This window comes from Halothiobacillus diazotrophicus, assembly GCF_001663815.1.
In the GTDB taxonomy this organism is placed as follows: domain Bacteria; phylum Pseudomonadota; class Gammaproteobacteria; order Halothiobacillales; family Halothiobacillaceae; genus Halothiobacillus; species Halothiobacillus diazotrophicus.
The window spans coordinates 2,035,642-2,050,878 of record NZ_CP016027.1 but is presented as its reverse complement, the minus strand read 5'-3'; the positions used below and the strand labels follow the sequence as shown (position 1 = coordinate 2,050,878).

The following is a 15,237-nucleotide window of genomic DNA, read 5'->3' as shown; positions in this document are numbered from 1 at the left end:
CATGACGATGCACACCGACCATCGGTTCAATTTTGCCCAGCGTCGGAAGCTGGGTCGTGTGGCCACCCAGATCGATCGCTTTGTCGAATCGGTACGGGCATCAGGTCGGGAAACCCTGACGCAATGGATGCTGCCGCAGCTCCGCGTATTCGATGAACTGAATCACGGGCATTGGTCGCAGTGGCTGCAGACCGTCAATGACCTGCCCGAGCCGGATCCACAGGCGAACGTGCAACTCGATCGATCCGCCATCGAGGCGGCCGGCGTCTTGGCCATTTCCACAAGTGCGCTCGAACAGCAACTTGCCGCGTTATCACCCTGGCGCAAAGGGCCATTTTCCCTTTATGGCGTGGATGTCGATACGGAGTGGCGGTCGGATTTCAAATGGGATCGATTGAAGGATCATCTTGCCGATCTTCACGGGCGACTCGTGCTCGATGTCGGTACCGGCAGTGGCTACCACCTGTGGCGCATGTTGGGTGCGGGTGCCGAATTCGCGGTGGGCGTGGAACCCACTTTGGCGTTCGTGGCGCAGTTCCACGCCGTGGCCCATCTTCTGAATGAAGCCCGGGCAACCCTCTTGCCCGTGACGCTGGAACAACTGGACCGGGCGCCGCTGTTCGATACCGTTTTTTCGATGGGCGTGCTTTATCACCGCCGCGATCCCCTGGGGCATTTGCGGGAACTGCAGGAATGTCTGCGTCCCGGCGGCGAACTGGTCCTGGAAACCCTCGTGATCGAAGGGGACGGGCAACAGGTACTCACCCCTTATGATCGTTACGCGGCCATGCGCAATGTCTGGTTTATCCCCAGCGTGCCGCTTTTGACGACCTGGTTGACCCGCCTGGGTTACCGTCGTATCCGTCTGGTGAATCAGGAACCGACGTCCCTCGAAGAACAGCGCGCGACCCGTTGGACGGATTTCCGGCAATCCCTGGTCGATTTTCTGGATCCGGAGGATCGAAGCAGGACGATCGAAGGCTATCCCGCACCGCTGCGGGCCATTCTGATTGCCGAAAAACCCGAGGTGTGATCGGGTCGGTTCAGTCGTCGACGGATTCCGATTGAACCGTGCCCAACGGCAATGCCAGGGTTTCCTTGACTTCCTCCATGACGATATAGCTTTTGGATTCCTGGGCGCCCGGCAATGCCAACAGAATCTCGCCCAGCAATTTCCGGTAATCCGTCATCTTCGGAATACGGGCCTTGATCAGATAATCGAATTCGCCCGAAACGAGATGACATTCCAGAATACTCGGCAGCTTGAGAATTTCTTTCTTGAAACTCTCGAAAATAACGCCGGATTTGGCGGAAAGCTTGATTTCGACGAAAACCAGGAGCGAGAGTTCGAGGGCTTGGGGATTCAGTCGTGCCTGATAGCCGAGAATGACGCCCTCTTTCTCCAGTCGCTTAACGCGTTCGCCGCAGGGCGTTACGGACAGTCCAACTTGATCGGCCAGATCCGTGATGGAAATTCGGGCATCCTCCTGCAGGATGGCCAGAATCCGACGGTCGATCTTGTCCAGTTCACGAATCGAATGAGTGCGGATGCGCATCGTAATGATCCTTTTTCGGTGCAGATGTTTTTTAGTTAAAAATTCATGTATTGAACAAAAATATATAAATTTCATCTGTAAAACTACAGATATATGGATAATTCAATTTCATCGGTTGAATAAAATTTCTCTCTGACGTTAGATTCGAAGCGGAACTGGGGAGGTACTTTATGCGCGTAGTCGTACTGGGTAGCGGGGTGGTTGGTGTAACCAGCGCCTATTATCTTGCCCGGAGCGGGTTCGAGGTAACCGTGCTCGATCGACAGCCGACGGCAGCCATGGAAACCAGTTTCGCCAATGCCGGGCAGGTATCGCCGGGCTATTCAGCGCCCTGGGCTGCACCGGGCATTCCGATGAAAGCGGCTAAATGGCTGTTCCAGCGGCACGCGCCACTTGCCATCCGACCGGATGGCAGTTTGTGGCAATTGCAGTGGATGGCCAAAATGCTGCGCAACTGCACCAGCGAACGGTATGCCGTCAACAAATCCCGCATGGTGCGCCTGGCAGAACACAGCCGCGATTGCCTACGCGATCTGCGTAACGAAACCGGAATCGACTACGAACAACGGACCCGAGGTACGCTCCAGTTGTTTCGCACGCAAAAGCAGTTCGATTCGGCGGCCAAGGACATTGCCGTACTGGAAGAATGCGGCGTCTCTTATGCCTTGCTGGACCAGGCCGGCTGCGTCGACGCCGAACCGGGCCTGAATTCCGTTCGTGAAAAAATCGTGGGTGGCTTGCGTCTGCCAGGCGATGAAACCGGCGATTGCCAGATGTTTACCACATCTCTGGAACAGGAAGCCCGCAAGCTCGGCGTGACGTTCCGCTACAACGTTTCGATTGCCCGATTGCGGGCGGCGAACGGCCGCATCATCGGCGTGGAAACGACCAACGGGGAACTGATCGAGGCCGATCAATTCGTGGTTGCCCTCGGTAGCTATTCGCGGCCGATGCTGAAGGCCCTGGCCATCGACATTCCCGTGTATCCGGTCAAGGGATACTCTCTGACCGTGCCGATCATCAACGACGCCGCGGCACCGGTTTCCACGATCATGGATGAAACCTACAAGGTGGCGATCACCCGTTTCAAGGATCGTATCCGCCTCGGCGGCATGGCCGAATTGGCCGGTTTCGATCTCAGCCTCAATCCCCGTCGGCGCGAAACGCTGGAAATGGTGCTGGGCGATCTGTTCCCGGAGGGCGGCAATCCTGCCTATGGTCAGTTCTGGACGGGCTTGCGGCCGATGACGCCGGACGGAACGCCCATCATCGGCGCGACGCATCTCGACAATTTGTGGCTCAATACCGGACACGGAACATTGGGCTGGACGATGTCCTGCGGCTCAGCCCAGGTCCTGTCGGATCTGCTGGCCGGCCGGCCCACACAGATTGCGGCCGATGACCTGGCGTTGTCCCGTTATCATCACGCGGGCGGCCCGGCGGCGAAGCCCGCCCAACTGGTTGTGGGGGCCTGATCCGATGGGGCGCCCATTGACGGCACGGATTCGCCTGGATGCATTCCGACATAACTATCGTTTGGCCAAGGCTAGCCACGGCGGCCGTGCGCTCGCGGTCGTGAAGGCCAACGCCTACGGGCATGGCGCCGTTCGTTGCGCGCAGGCGATCGCCGACGAAGCGGACGGGTTTGCGGTGGCGTCGATCGAGGAGGCGCTGACGCTCCGGGCAGCGGGTATCTCGGCACCCATCCTGCTGCTGGAGGGATTTTTTGAAACCGCCGAGCTGCCCGATATCCAGGCGCATGATCTCTGGATCGTGGTTCATCAGCACTGGCAGGTCGAGGCGCTGATGGCGACGGCATTGTCACGGCCAGTGACCGTTTGGCTGAAAATGGATAGCGGGATGCATCGCGTGGGCATCGAGCCGGAACGTTATCAGGCTGTCTACGCGCGGCTGAAAAGCCATCCGCAGGTTGCGGATATCGTGCTGATGAGTCATTTTTCCCGCGCGGATGAGGCGGGTTCCACGTACCTGCCGCGGCAACTCAAAATCTTCCATGAGTCGATTGCCGGTATTTCCGCACCGATCAGTCTGTCCAATTCCGCAGCCGTACTGGGATGGTCGGCGGCGCATGCCGATTGGGCGAGACCCGGTATCATGCTGTACGGGCCTGACCCGTTCGTTGGTCAGATGGATGAACCGGGCGAACCGTTGAGCGCCCGATTGCGACCGGTGATGCAGCTCGAAGGCGCTTTGATTTCGGTTCGGACCATCGCCCCGGGAGAGCCCGTGGGCTACGGGGGGATGTTCGTCTCGGATCGTGCCACGCGCGTCGGCGTCGTGTCCTGCGGCTATGCCGACGGGTATCCCCGGACGGCGCCGACCGGAACACCCGTGGCGGTGGATGGGCAACTGACCCGCCTGATTGGCAGGGTTTCCATGGATATGCTGACCGTCGATCTGACGGACCTGCCCAAGGCCGAGATCGGGAGCCGCGTTGAACTCTGGGGCGATCAGGTTCCGGTGAATGAGGTGGCATCCCGGGTCGGAACCATCGCCTATGAATTGTTGTGTAACGTGAAACGTGCCCGATTTGTGTATTCGGACACCTCGTATTGATTCAGGAGAAAACATGAAGCAGATCCAAACCCCGAACGCGCCGGCGGCCATCGGACCCTATTCTCAGGCGATCCAGGTCGGCGATATGTTGTTCACGTCCGGACAGATTCCGTTGCGTGCGGACGGTTCGCTCGTCGAAGGCGGTATCGAGGTACAGACCCAGCAGGTACTCGATAACCTGCGTGCCGTGATCGAAGCGGCGGGTGGTTCCCTGTCCCGGGTTGTGAAAACGACGGTATTCCTCAAGGATCTGCAGGATTTCGTCGCCATGAACGGCATCTACGAAGCCGCCTTTGGCGATCACCGTCCCGCCCGTTCTGCGGTACAGGTCGCGCGATTGCCGCGGGATGTCCTGGTGGAAATCGAAGCCATCGTTTCGCTGGTCTGAGTTCGCGGGAAGCGTTTGGCAGCCAAAGGCCTGATTGGTCGAATTTTCACAATAGAACACCCCGTGCTTTCCCCTCACGTTTTCCGATTGGCAGGTCGTGCGGCGGTCGATCAGACTGCCCATCGGTGCGCTGCAGCCGAAATCGATGAGCGCGCGGGTCCAGGCGCGGGTCCAGGCCCGAGACCATGACGCAATCAGGCCGGATCGACTGGCGAACCATCGTTGCGCTCAATGTCGTTTCCATTTTTTCCCAACTGGGCCAATTCGGCATCGGCTTCGTGGTCCTGCCTGTCTGGTTGGCGCAGCATGGATTGAATGCGACGGAGCTGGGCATCCTTGTTTCCGCACAATGGTTCGGGATGCTGGTGGGGCTTGCCATTGCTCCGCGGTTCAACACTCGGTTTGGCCATATCAAGGTCGTTTCCCTCGGTTTGCTGGTGGCGATCGTCGCCTTTGCAGCCATGGCGACGATCGGCCAACCGATCTGGCTTGTCTCCGCTTTTCTCATCGGATTGGGGATGGGGTTGCGCTGGATCGGTCTGGAGCCCTGGCTGTACCGGATTGCTCCGGCCGAAGGACGCGGTCGGCTGGTTGGATTTCATGAAACGCTGATTGGCATTGCGCCCATCGTCGCTCCGCTGATGACGAATTGGGTGGGCATCACGGGCGTCGCCCCGTTGCTGCTGGGGATCCTGTTCACCGCGCTGGCATTCATTCCCCTTGCCATCGCCGGGCCCGCCCCCACCGCTTCTGCCGAAGAACCCGGTCGGACCCAACGAGGCGTGATCTCGCTGCGCAACGTCGTGTTGGTTCTTGGCGTGGCCTCGGCAATGATCGGCGGGCTGACCGAAGCGGCATTTTCCGGGTTGTTTCCCATTTTTGGCGCCGGCCGCGAACTCAGTGCGGCGCATATGGTTTCCCTGCTGTCCTATTTCGGCCTGGGCGGCCTGCTGCTGCAATATCTGACGGGCTGGCTCGCCGATCACCGCGGCCTGATCTTTGCACTACTGACGAATGCCGCCCTCACGATCCTGATGGCGGTCCTGACCAGTTTTCCCCTGGGTTTCGGTGGATTGGCCTTCACGTTCTTCTTCCTGGGGGGCACGATCACGGCCTTTCTGACCCTGGCGCTGGTCGCCGCCACCCAGGCGGGACATGGCGATCTCTCGGTGACGGTCCGACTCATTTCCATGGCCTACACGGGGAGCGCGATCTTCGGACCGATGCTGGCGGGCGCACTCATGAAATCCCTGTCCAGCGAAGCGCTGATCTGGCTGCTGGGGGCACTGGCCCTCGTGCTGGCCGGATTCGTACTGCTCATGGGGCGACGGCAGCGCACGACGACACGTTGAGCCGATGTGCGTGGGGAAAGATCACGATCGGGTTTCGGGCGGTCAGTCCGTGGTCAATGCGGTCAGGCAGCCGTCGAGGACTTCGAGCAGTTTTTCGATATCCAGCGGACGGGTTTCGGGACAGACCAGCATCATGTTGTGGAAGGGTGTCAGCAGGACGCCGCGATTCAGCAGATAGAGATGAATGGCGTGTTCCAGTGCATCATGCTGGGCCGCACGGGCTTCTCGGGCATTGGTGGGTGCGGTGCCGCAAAACTGGAGTTCCAGGCGGGCGCCGATCCGCGTGATGCACCAGGACAGACCATGACGCGCCAGCAGGGCGTTCAGCGCGACCTCCAGTTCGGCCGCCAACCCCAACATATGTTCGTAGGCTGTCGGGGTCGCGACTTCCGTCAGGGTGGCGTGCATGGCCGCCAGGGTCATCATGTTGCCGGACAGGGTGGTACCCACGCCGGAATGACCCGGTGGGGCTGCATCTTTGGCTGCCTCCATGCGTTGGGCGAGTGCCTCGCTGAAGCCATAGGCCGCCGCGGGCAGGCCACCCGCGATGGGCTTGCCGAATACGATGAAATCCGGTGCGATGCCCGCCTGCCGTGCCCAACCCCCGCGACCGCTGGAAATGGTATGGGTTTCGTCGAGGATCAGCAGACTGCCGTAGCGTTGGGTCAGTGTCCGCAGACCTTCGATGAAACCGGGTGTGGGCGGCACCATGCCGCAATTGGTCAGTGCCGGTTCGGTGAGCACGCAGGCGATATCACCACCGGCCAATTCGCGTTCCACGGCAGCGAGGTCGTTGAAGTCCACGGCGACGGTGTATCGGCCCAGGTCGACGGTTTGTCCGAGCAGGCTCGCACGGCTGACCGTCCTTCCGTCGGATACGTCGACGAGCGTATCGTCCACCGTACCGTGGTAGCACCCATCGAAAACCAGAACCTTGTTCCGCCCTGTGACGGCACGGGCCCAGCGCAGGACAAAGCGATTGGCGTCAGTCGCCGTGGTGGCGATCTGCCAGTAGGGCAGGCCAAACTGCTCGCTCAGCGCAGCGCCGACATCCGGGGTGTTGACGGCCGGCAGCATCGTGGTGAATCCCTGGCGGGCCTGCCGCTCCAGTGCCCGGGCGACGGGTTCCGGACTATGGCCGAACATGGCGCCGGTATCGCCCAGGCAGAAATCCGTGTATTCGATGCCGTCGGCACAGGTGAAGTGGGCGCCCCGTGCCGAACGGACGAACAGGGGGGTGGGTGTGCCCCAGTCGTTCATCCAGTGCATGGGCACACCATAGAGAAAATGTCGTCGTGCGGTATCGGCCAGGTCGGCCGAAGACGGGTGCAGTTGCACATACCGCTGCTGTTCGTGCTTGAGGAGCCGCTCGGCCCGGAGATTCATTGCGTCATCGATTACGTTCATACTTGACCCGCCGGATGCCCACAAATGGCACCATTGATTTATTCAAAATGGCTCTATAAGAAAGGCCATTATCTGGGTAGTATGCGACCTAACCAAACGTTTTGCATCACCATTTTTTGTTCGTTGCCGATGCGGACTATCGCATGTGTCGGAAGTCTGAATCACGACGAATCCACCAGTGGAGTAACACCATGAATCATGCGTTTGCCTACCTCTCGGCCGGTGGCTTTCTGGGCTTGCCGATTACGCCCGACGCGCCGTCGGCGCAGGAATCCGGCAAGCCGTTCGCCCTGGCAGGCATTACCTGGGATTGCAGCGTGACCAATCGACCCGGTGCACGCCTCGGACCCACGGCGATTCGTCAATCAAGCCGGATGCTGTGTGATGCGACGCATCCGCTGTTCGACACCACGCCGTTGGACGAGATGGTGGATCTGGGCGATCTGCCCCTGCCGAACACAAGCCTGGAAACGATGCGTGCGGCACTCATGCCCCAGGTCGCTGCCCTGCTCGATCGTCACGAAATGGTCTGGCTCGGGGGCGACCATTCCATCACGCTGCCCCTGCTGCGTGCCTATCATGCGCATCTGGGACAACCGCTGGCCTGCATCCATTTTGATGCGCACTGCGATACCTGGACCGACCATTTCGGCGAACCCTCAGGTCATGGCACCTGGGTCTACGAGGCCTTCAGCGAAGGATTGGTGATCCCGGAGGGTTTCGTACAGGTCGGCATCCGCTCCTCGGGTGAGCGGGACGCGCGCGAGTTCGTGAACGATCAGGGTGGGCATATCTATACCGCCCGCGAACTGCGAGGTCGTGACGGCGCGGCCTTGCAGGACGTGATCGATGCGGTGCGCGAACGCATGGCGAAACTCGGCCATCCGCCCGTCTACCTCAGTTTCGATATCGACGTGTTCGATCCCGCTTTCGCCCCGGGCACCGGGACGCCGGAGCCGGGTGGGCTGACGACTGCCCAGGCCATGACGTTGCTGGAGGGCTGGCACGATCTCAATTGGGCGGGCATGGATCTCGTCGAGGTCGCCCCGCCCTACGACTACTCGGAACTGACCAGCAATGCGGCGTCGACCATGATCTGGACCTGGTTATGCGGCCGTCTCGCCGCGCGCCAAACTGCCTAACCCACGCGCCCACTGATCGGCCACTGATCGGCCACGGAACGGCCACTGAACGGAAATCGATATGCTTGCCCGCGAACAGAAGCTGATCCAGAACTCCTACTACACGGCATCGGCCCATGCCCATGCCATTCACCCGCCGCTCGATGGCGACGCGGAAGCGGACGTCTGTATTGTCGGTGCCGGTCTGGCAGGCCTGTCGGCCGCAATCGAACTCGCGGATCGCGGTTATTCGGTGATTGTGCTCGAGGCGGAAACCGTCGGATGGGGCGCAAGCGGCAGGAATGGCGGCCAGATCATTGCCGGTCTGGCCTGCGATCAGTCCGTCATCGAGAAGTCCCTGGGGTTCGATGCCGCCAAACAGGCCTGGGATATCACGATCGAGGCGCTTGATCTGGTGCGGGAACGGGTCAAGCGGTTTGATATCGACTGCGATCTGGTGGATGGTTTTCTTGGCGTGGCGGTCGGGGCCCGCAAGGGCGCGGCCCTCCGGGACTGGTACGAGACCATGGCCAAACGCTATCAGTACGATACCGATGCCGAATGGATCGAGTCGGAGAATCTGCATCGCTGGATCGACAGTCCGCGCTTTCATAGCGGTTACCACGACCGGCGATCCGGGCACCTGCATCCGCTGAACTACACCTTGGGACTGGCCCGGGCGGCCCAGGCACTGGGCGTGCGCATCTGCGAACATACCCCGGCACGGACGCTGAGCCGAGGCGAGCCGGCCGTGCTCACGACCGACAGGGGCAGCGTCAAGGCGCGCTATGTCGTTCTGGCCGGCAACATCTACCTCCCGGAAGTAGCCCCTAAAATGGCCCCCAAACTCGCCCGGCGAATCATGCCGGTCGGCACCTATATCGTGGGGACCGAACCCCTGGACCCCGCATTGGTTTCCCAATTGATTCCGACGAAATCGGCGGTATGCGATTCGAATTTCGTGCTCGACTACTTCCGGTTTTCCGCCGACAACCGGATGTTGTTCGGCGGCCGCGTGAGCTACAGCACCATGACCCCGCCCAATCTCAAGGAAGACATGCGCAAGCGGATGGCGCTGGTATTCCCCCTGCTCGCCGAAGCCAAGGTCACCTATGCCTGGGGCGGCTTTGTGGACATCACCATGAACCGCGCGCCGGATTTCGGCCGAATTGCGCCGAACGTCTATTACCTTCAGGGATTCTCCGGCCATGGCGTGGCACTGACCGGTATGGCCGGAAAAATGGTGGCGGAAGCCATTGCCGGCCAGGCGGAGCGTCTGGATCTCATGGCCCGCATTCCGCATCACGATTTCTTTGGCGGCAAGCTCCTGCGCACGCCTGCCCTGGTCCTGGGCATGGCCTGGTATCGGCTAAGGGACGCGCTGGGCTGATCGCGCCGATCGGCACCGGTCGCGTCGGGCCGAGTTGTTCAGTCTAGCTGCTCAGTCTAGCTGCTCAGTGCGGCCTGGATGACGTCGGCCAGTATTCGGCCATAGGGCGTGATGCGCTCGGTTGCGGCATAGGCATAGCCGACGATCAGTCCCTTTTCGCGTTTTTCGCCCACGCCGTAAAGTGAGAGCGGGTATACCCGCAAACCCTGTTCTGCTGCCAGTTCCGCGACGCGGACATCGTCGCAGTGGGCCGGCAATTCCACCACGAGATGCAGACCCGAACCCGCGGGCGGCAACCGCGCACCCACGGTGGCGACCGGTGCCAGGACCTTCTGCAGCAACTGTCGCCGTTCCTTGTAGATTTGCCGCAATCGCCGGATATGGGTCGAGAAATGGCCCTCCTCGATGAACTCGGCCAGCGCCGCTTGGATGACCACTTGCCCGGGCCGCTGCAGTTCGTACAACCCGCGTTTGAAGCTGTCGGCCAGATCCGGGGGAACGACGATATAGCCGAGCTTGATGCCGGGGTACATCACCTTGGAAAACGTACCCATGTACAGCACGCAGCCATTCTGATCCATGCCTTGCAGGGAAGAAAGCGGCCGCCCTTCGAAGCGGAACTCGCTGTCGTAGTCATCCTCCAGAATCCAGGCACCGCGGCTCGCCGCATAGTCCAGAAGAAGGCGACGGCGGCCGTAGCTCATCACGACCCCTTTCGGATACTGATGGGATGGGGTGGTGTAGATCAGGCGCGGCGGCCGGCGGAAGTCGCGATTGCCCGGCGCCATGCCTTCGTCATCGACAGGCACCGGGTGCAGATCCAGTCCATTCACCTCCAGCACCCGGCGCGCCCCCCAGTAGCAGGGGCTTTCCACCCAGACCCGATCGCCGACATCGGTCAACATGCGCGCGCAGAGATCGATGGATTGCTGCGTACCGGACGTGATCAGCACCTGTTCGACCGTCAGATTGACCGTACGGGACATGCGCAGGTAATTGGCGATGGCGCGACGCAGGGGCAAATGGCCCCCGGCATGGCCGTAATCGAGATAGGCCGGCTGGGGATCGCGCCACTGCCGGTTCAGCAGGCGTCGCCAGAGTCGCGTCGGAAACGCCGAGAAATCATCCTCGCCCGGTGTGAATGGCTGGACTTCATGACTGGGCTGATCGACCGGCCCTGCGGCCATTGTGCCCCGCCGGGAGAGGATGGCGGGCCGTTTGGCAGCCTCCTGGCCGCCCTGAGCCTGAGCCTCGTCCAGGACCAGGAAACTCTCGGGCAGCGTATCGGCAACCCGGGTACCACTGCCCACCTGCGACACGACATAGCCCTCTTCGTGCAATTGCTCGAAGGCGGCCAGCAGCGTATTGCGCGACAAATCCAGGTCCTGGGCAAGACTTCGGGTCGAGGGCAAGCGCGTGCCTGGCGTGAGGTGCTCATTGGCGATGGCGCGGCGAATCGATTCGTAGACCCGGCGATGCGCGGGCATTCGGGGCGGGAATCGGCCTTGCTTGAGCTCGGTGCGCAACCAGTCCGAGATGGTCAGTGATTCCAAAATGGTCATCCCCCCGGATAAGTGGTTCCATGCAGATTCTTTAATTGGCTCTTGCTGGTTTGCCAAATTGAGACAAGAATAAACCCATTCATTGATAAGTTGCAAAAAATATTTTTGTAAAACAATGTCTTAGTTGTGTGCGTTTTTTGGTTCCACTTTGGTGCTTTGATAGTTCATAGTTGAGCCTCCCTTAGGGCCAATCATCGACGCGGCAACAATCAAGACAATTGCTCAAAAAGGATGTCCGATTCATGGGTCAAAACCGTCAACCTGTCGTTCTGCTGGCTGCGGATTATCGGCAGATCGATAAGCAGTCCTTCCATGTGGCCGGGGGCAAGTACGTGGCCGCCGTCGCCAAGGCCGTACCCGCGTTGCCACTCATCGCACCGGCGCTGGGTGCCGACAGTGATATCGAATCCCTGCTGGCCTGCGCCGACGGCATCCTCCTGCCGGGCGCGGTGTCGAACGTGCACCCGTCGCATTTCGATCAGGACGTCCTGAATCCGGCATTACCGCTCGATCCGGCGCGGGATGGCCTGACCTTGCGGCTGATCGGCGCGGCGGTCGAGGCGGGCGTACCCCTGCTGGGCATTTGCCGGGGCTTTCAGGAAATCAACGTGGCGTTCGGCGGCAGCCTGCATCAGGCGGTTCACGAGCAGCCGGGCATGGCGGATCACCGGGAGCCCGACAGCCCCGAACAGAGCGAGCAATACGCCCAAGTCCATCCGGTGACGACGGTGCCCGGTGGTCTGCTGGCGGAAATCACCGGCTGCAGCGAATTCATGGTCAACTCCCTGCATGGCCAGGGCATTGATCGACTGGGTGCCGGGCTCGTCGCCGAAGCCCATGCGCCCGACGGTCTTATCGAGGCCGTACGAATCGCCGGGGCCAAGTCTTTTGCCCTGGCGGTGCAGTGGCACCCCGAGTGGAACGTGCTGAATACCCCGCCCTATCTGGCAATATTCCGTGCCTTCGGCGATGCGTGCCGCGCCCGGGTCGCGCAGCGTGAAGCATGAGCCGAATGAATCATCGAACTCTTGGAGCGTTCAAATGACCGACCGTAGAAACTTTTCCCATCGCGACATGGATCAGTGGCTTGCCGAGCGCAGTGTCACGGAAATCGAATGCCTGGTGCCCGATCTCACCGGCGTGGCGCGCGGCAAGATCCTGCCGCGAGAGAAGTTCACCGAGGAACGGGCCATGCGCCTGCCCGAGCAGGTGCTCGGGGTGACGGTGACGGGCGAAGCGCCGGCAAACCACAGCGGGTACGACAACGTCTTCGGTTTCACCGACAAGGACATGGTGCTGGTACCGGACCCGGGCACGGTGCGGCTCGTGCCCTGGGCCGCGGATCCGACCGCCCAGGTCATCATGGATTGCCTGTTCCACGACGGATCTCCCGTGGATTTCGCCCCGCGCAACGTCCTGCGCAAGGTCACCGATCTGTACAAGCAGATGGGTTGGACGCCGATCGTGGCACCGGAACTCGAGTTCTACCTGCTGGCGCGCAATACCGATCCGAACCAGCCGCTGGTCCCGCCGATCGGCCGCAGCGGCCGCGCCGAGACCAGCCGTCAGCTCTACAGCATCGATGCCGTGAACGAATTCGACCCGCTGTTCGAGGACATCTACGAATACTGCGACATCATGGGGCTGGAACTCGATACGCTGATCCACGAATTCGGCGCAGGTCAGATGGAAATCAACTTCCTGCACGACGAACCCATGATCCTCGCCGACAAGGTGTTCTTCTTCAAACGCACCCTGCGCGAAGTGGCGCTGCGTCACAACATGTATGCCACGTTCATGGCCAAGCCCATGGCCCACGAGCCGGGATCGGCCATGCACATCCACCAAAGCGTGCTGGATACCAAGACGGGGCTGAACATCTTCAGCAATCCGGATGGGACCGAGTCCCCGCTGTTCCAGCACTACATCGCCGGGCTGCAAAAGTACCTGCCATCGGCGATGGCGTTGCTGGCGCCCTACGTCAACTCCTATCGCCGGGTCGTCCGCGGCGGCGCCGCGCCCATCAATATCGAATGGGGCTACGACAACCGTACCGTCGGGATCCGGGTGCCCATTTCGGACGCCGAGGCGCGCCGCGTCGAGAACCGCGTGGTGGGCGCAGACGCCAACCCGTATCTGGCGATGGCCGTTACCCTGGCCTGCGGTTACCTCGGCATCAAGGAACAGCTGACGCCCAGTGCCGTCACGACGGGGAGTGCCTACGACGCGAATTACCAGTTACCGCGCGGTCTGTCCGAGGCGTTGCGCATGCTGGATGCCTCCCTGCCATTGCGCGAAGTGCTCGGGGACAACTTCATCGACGTCTACGTCGCCGTGAAGGAAACCGAGCATGAGGAATTCATGCGGGTCATCAGTCCCTGGGAACGCGAGCATCTGTTGATGCACGTGTGACGTGAACAGCCATGAATCAGACGACGAACGAGGAGAACACCATGTCGCTAACCACCCGTGAAGTACAGGCCCTGGACTCGGCACACTACATGCATCCCTTTACGGATCATCAATCGCTGGCGGGCAAGGGTGCACGGGTCATCACCCGTGGGAAAGGCGTCTATGTCTGGGATTCCGAGGACAACGAGATATTCGATGGCATGTCCGGATTGTGGTGTGTCAACGTGGGCTACGGGCGCCAGGAACTGGTGGAAGCGGCCGCGCGCCAGATGGAAGTGCTCCCGTATTACAACAGTTTCTTCCAGACGACGAACCTTCCGGCGGCCCAACTGGCAGAGCGCATCGTCGGCCTAGCAGGCGCGCGTTTTTCCCATGTGTTCTTCAGCTCCTCCGGTTCGGAATCCAACGATACCAATGTGCGTCTCGTGCGCCATTATTGGGCAACGCTTGGTCAACCGGAGCGCAATGTCATCATCAGCCGGAAGAATGCCTATCACGGCTCGACCGTCTGCGGCGCCGCCCTGGGCGGCATGTCGGGCATGCATGCGCAGGGTGGTCCGATGGTGCCGGGGATCGAGCATATCCAGCAGCCCTATCACTTCGAGCTGGCACCGGACATGGATCGGGATGCCTTCGGTATCGAGGCGGCCGGCTGGCTGGAGCAGAAGATTCTGGCGGTCGGTCCCGAGAAGGTGGCAGCCTTCATTGGCGAGCCGGTCCAAGGGGCGGGCGGCGTGATCATCCCGCCGAAAACCTATTGGCCGGAGATTCAGCGGATCTGCGACAAGTACGGGATCCTGCTGATCTGCGACGAGGTGATCTGCGGCTTCGGACGTCTCGGCGCCTGGTTCAGCGCCGAAATGATGGGCGCGAAGCCGGATCTGATCACCTTTGCCAAGGGCGTCACTTCGGGGTATATACCGCTCGGCGGCGTCGTGGTCGGCAAGCGGGTGGCCGATGTCGTGATCGGACAGGGGGGCGAATTCAATCATGGCTACACCTATTCCGGTCACCCGGTGGCCTGTGCGGTGGCGTTGGCCAATCTCGATATCATCGAGCGCGAGGGGCTGGTGGATCGGGTGCGCGAGGAAACGGGCCCCTATCTGGCCGAACAGTTCGCCGCGTTGTCCGAGCATCCCCTGGTCGCCGGCGCGGAAACGTTCGGCATGGTGGGCGGCCTCGTGCTGATGAAGGACAAGGCAAGCAGGACGCCCTTCGATTCGTCGTTGGAAGTTGGCATGATTTGCCGGGATCATTGCTTCGCCAACGGGCTGGTGATGCGGGCCGTGGGTGACCGGATGATCATCGCGCCACCGTTGGTCTGCACCAAATCGGACATCGATGAACTGATCAAGCGGGTACGCATTTGCCTGGATGCGACCCTGAAGGACATACAGTCGCGAGGCTGGATGGATGCAGGCCACTCGGCGGGGTGACTGCATGATTGTTAAACGCGCGTAATCGGATCGCAG

General features: G+C 61.0%; 13 protein-coding genes. 10 read left to right on the top strand and 3 right to left on the bottom strand.

Annotated elements, in window-relative coordinates; genetic code table 11:
* The first annotated feature begins 1 nt into the window (after position 1).
* On the top strand, positions 2-1,033 hold the full coding sequence (cmoB, locus tag A9404_RS08995; protein WP_231880884.1) for a tRNA 5-methoxyuridine(34)/uridine 5-oxyacetic acid(34) synthase CmoB: 1,032 nt from the start codon (positions 2-4) through the stop codon (positions 1,031-1,033).
* A gap of 10 nt (positions 1,034-1,043) precedes the next feature.
* On the opposite strand, the gene A9404_RS08990 is transcribed toward cmoB, so the two are convergent.
* The gene (locus A9404_RS08990) at positions 1,044-1,556 is read right to left on the bottom strand and encodes a winged helix-turn-helix transcriptional regulator (protein ID WP_066100501.1); all 513 of its coding nucleotides are present in this window, start codon (positions 1,554-1,556) and stop codon (positions 1,044-1,046) included.
* Between the two features lie 170 nt (positions 1,557-1,726).
* Here A9404_RS08990 and A9404_RS08985 point away from each other — a divergent pair, with 170 nt between their 5' ends.
* From A9404_RS08985 to A9404_RS08970, 4 genes are all read left to right on the top strand, one after another.
* The gene (locus A9404_RS08985; RefSeq protein WP_066100498.1) at positions 1,727-3,031 is read left to right on the top strand and encodes a D-amino acid dehydrogenase; all 1,305 of its coding nucleotides are present in this window, start codon (positions 1,727-1,729) and stop codon (positions 3,029-3,031) included.
* A 4-nt stretch (positions 3,032-3,035) separates the two neighbouring features.
* Positions 3,036-4,133 (top strand): alanine racemase, encoded by a 1,098-nt coding sequence (gene alr, locus A9404_RS08980; RefSeq protein WP_066100495.1) that lies wholly within the window; start codon positions 3,036-3,038, stop codon positions 4,131-4,133.
* A gap of 13 nt (positions 4,134-4,146) precedes the next feature.
* A complete protein-coding gene (locus A9404_RS08975; protein WP_066100493.1) occupies positions 4,147-4,521 on the top strand; it encodes a RidA family protein in 375 nt (124 codons plus the stop codon).
* A 185-nt stretch (positions 4,522-4,706) separates the two neighbouring features.
* Positions 4,707-5,873 (top strand): MFS transporter, encoded by a 1,167-nt coding sequence (locus tag A9404_RS08970; protein ID WP_066100491.1) that lies wholly within the window; start codon positions 4,707-4,709, stop codon positions 5,871-5,873.
* A gap of 42 nt (positions 5,874-5,915) precedes the next feature.
* Here the strand turns inward: A9404_RS08970 and A9404_RS08965 are convergent, their stop codons facing one another.
* Positions 5,916-7,280 (bottom strand): aspartate aminotransferase family protein, encoded by a 1,365-nt coding sequence (locus A9404_RS08965; RefSeq protein ID WP_066100489.1) that lies wholly within the window; start codon positions 7,278-7,280, stop codon positions 5,916-5,918.
* Positions 7,281-7,471: 191 nt separating this feature from the next.
* Between A9404_RS08965 and speB the strand changes: the two genes are divergently transcribed.
* Together speB and A9404_RS08955 are read left to right on the top strand one after the other, a co-directional pair.
* Positions 7,472-8,422, top strand: a complete 951-nt coding sequence (gene speB / locus A9404_RS08960) for an agmatinase (protein WP_066100486.1) — start codon at positions 7,472-7,474, stop codon at positions 8,420-8,422.
* Positions 8,423-8,483: 61 nt separating this feature from the next.
* The gene (locus A9404_RS08955; protein WP_197490325.1) at positions 8,484-9,791 is read left to right on the top strand and encodes an NAD(P)/FAD-dependent oxidoreductase; all 1,308 of its coding nucleotides are present in this window, start codon (positions 8,484-8,486) and stop codon (positions 9,789-9,791) included.
* A gap of 56 nt (positions 9,792-9,847) precedes the next feature.
* Here A9404_RS08955 and pdxR read toward each other — a convergent pair whose 3' ends face one another.
* A complete protein-coding gene (gene pdxR, locus A9404_RS08950; RefSeq protein ID WP_082923031.1) occupies positions 9,848-11,344 on the bottom strand; it encodes a MocR-like pyridoxine biosynthesis transcription factor PdxR in 1,497 nt (498 codons plus the stop codon).
* A 251-nt stretch (positions 11,345-11,595) separates the two neighbouring features.
* Between pdxR and A9404_RS08945 the strand changes: the two genes are divergently transcribed.
* Genes A9404_RS08945 through A9404_RS08935 form a run of 3 tightly spaced genes read left to right on the top strand, consistent with a single transcriptional unit; the run spans position 11,596 to position 15,201 of the window.
* On the top strand, positions 11,596-12,360 hold the full coding sequence (locus A9404_RS08945) for a gamma-glutamyl-gamma-aminobutyrate hydrolase family protein (protein WP_066100478.1): 765 nt from the start codon (positions 11,596-11,598) through the stop codon (positions 12,358-12,360).
* A 34-nt stretch (positions 12,361-12,394) separates the two neighbouring features.
* Entirely contained in the window at positions 12,395-13,765 is a 1,371-nt protein-coding gene (locus A9404_RS08940) for a glutamine synthetase family protein (protein WP_066100475.1), read from the top strand.
* Between the two features lie 11 nt (positions 13,766-13,776).
* On the top strand, positions 13,777-15,201 hold the full coding sequence (locus A9404_RS08935) for an aspartate aminotransferase family protein (protein ID WP_082922862.1): 1,425 nt from the start codon (positions 13,777-13,779) through the stop codon (positions 15,199-15,201).
* The last annotated feature ends 36 nt before the right edge of the window (positions 15,202-15,237 follow it).

Bases quoted from the DNA above. Each gene is read 5' to 3' on its own strand.
- cmoB (WP_231880884.1), top strand. From the start codon at position 2: ATGACGATGCACACCGACCATCGGTTCAATTTTGCCCAGCGTCGGAAG.
- A9404_RS08990 (WP_066100501.1), bottom strand. From the start codon at position 1,556: ATGCGCATCCGCACTCATTCGATTCGTGAACTGGACAAGATCGACCGT.
- A9404_RS08985 (WP_066100498.1), top strand. From the start codon at position 1,727: ATGCGCGTAGTCGTACTGGGTAGCGGGGTGGTTGGTGTAACCAGCGCC.
- alr (WP_066100495.1), top strand. From the start codon at position 3,036: ATGGGGCGCCCATTGACGGCACGGATTCGCCTGGATGCATTCCGACAT.
- A9404_RS08975 (WP_066100493.1), top strand. From the start codon at position 4,147: ATGAAGCAGATCCAAACCCCGAACGCGCCGGCGGCCATCGGACCCTAT.
- A9404_RS08970 (WP_066100491.1), top strand. From the start codon at position 4,707: ATGACGCAATCAGGCCGGATCGACTGGCGAACCATCGTTGCGCTCAAT.
- A9404_RS08965 (WP_066100489.1), bottom strand. From the start codon at position 7,280: ATGAACGTAATCGATGACGCAATGAATCTCCGGGCCGAGCGGCTCCTC.
- speB (WP_066100486.1), top strand. From the start codon at position 7,472: ATGAATCATGCGTTTGCCTACCTCTCGGCCGGTGGCTTTCTGGGCTTG.
- A9404_RS08955 (WP_197490325.1), top strand. From the start codon at position 8,484: ATGCTTGCCCGCGAACAGAAGCTGATCCAGAACTCCTACTACACGGCA.
- A9404_RS08945 (WP_066100478.1), top strand. From the start codon at position 11,596: ATGGGTCAAAACCGTCAACCTGTCGTTCTGCTGGCTGCGGATTATCGG.
- A9404_RS08940 (WP_066100475.1), top strand. From the start codon at position 12,395: ATGACCGACCGTAGAAACTTTTCCCATCGCGACATGGATCAGTGGCTT.
- A9404_RS08935 (WP_082922862.1), top strand. From the start codon at position 13,777: ATGAATCAGACGACGAACGAGGAGAACACCATGTCGCTAACCACCCGT.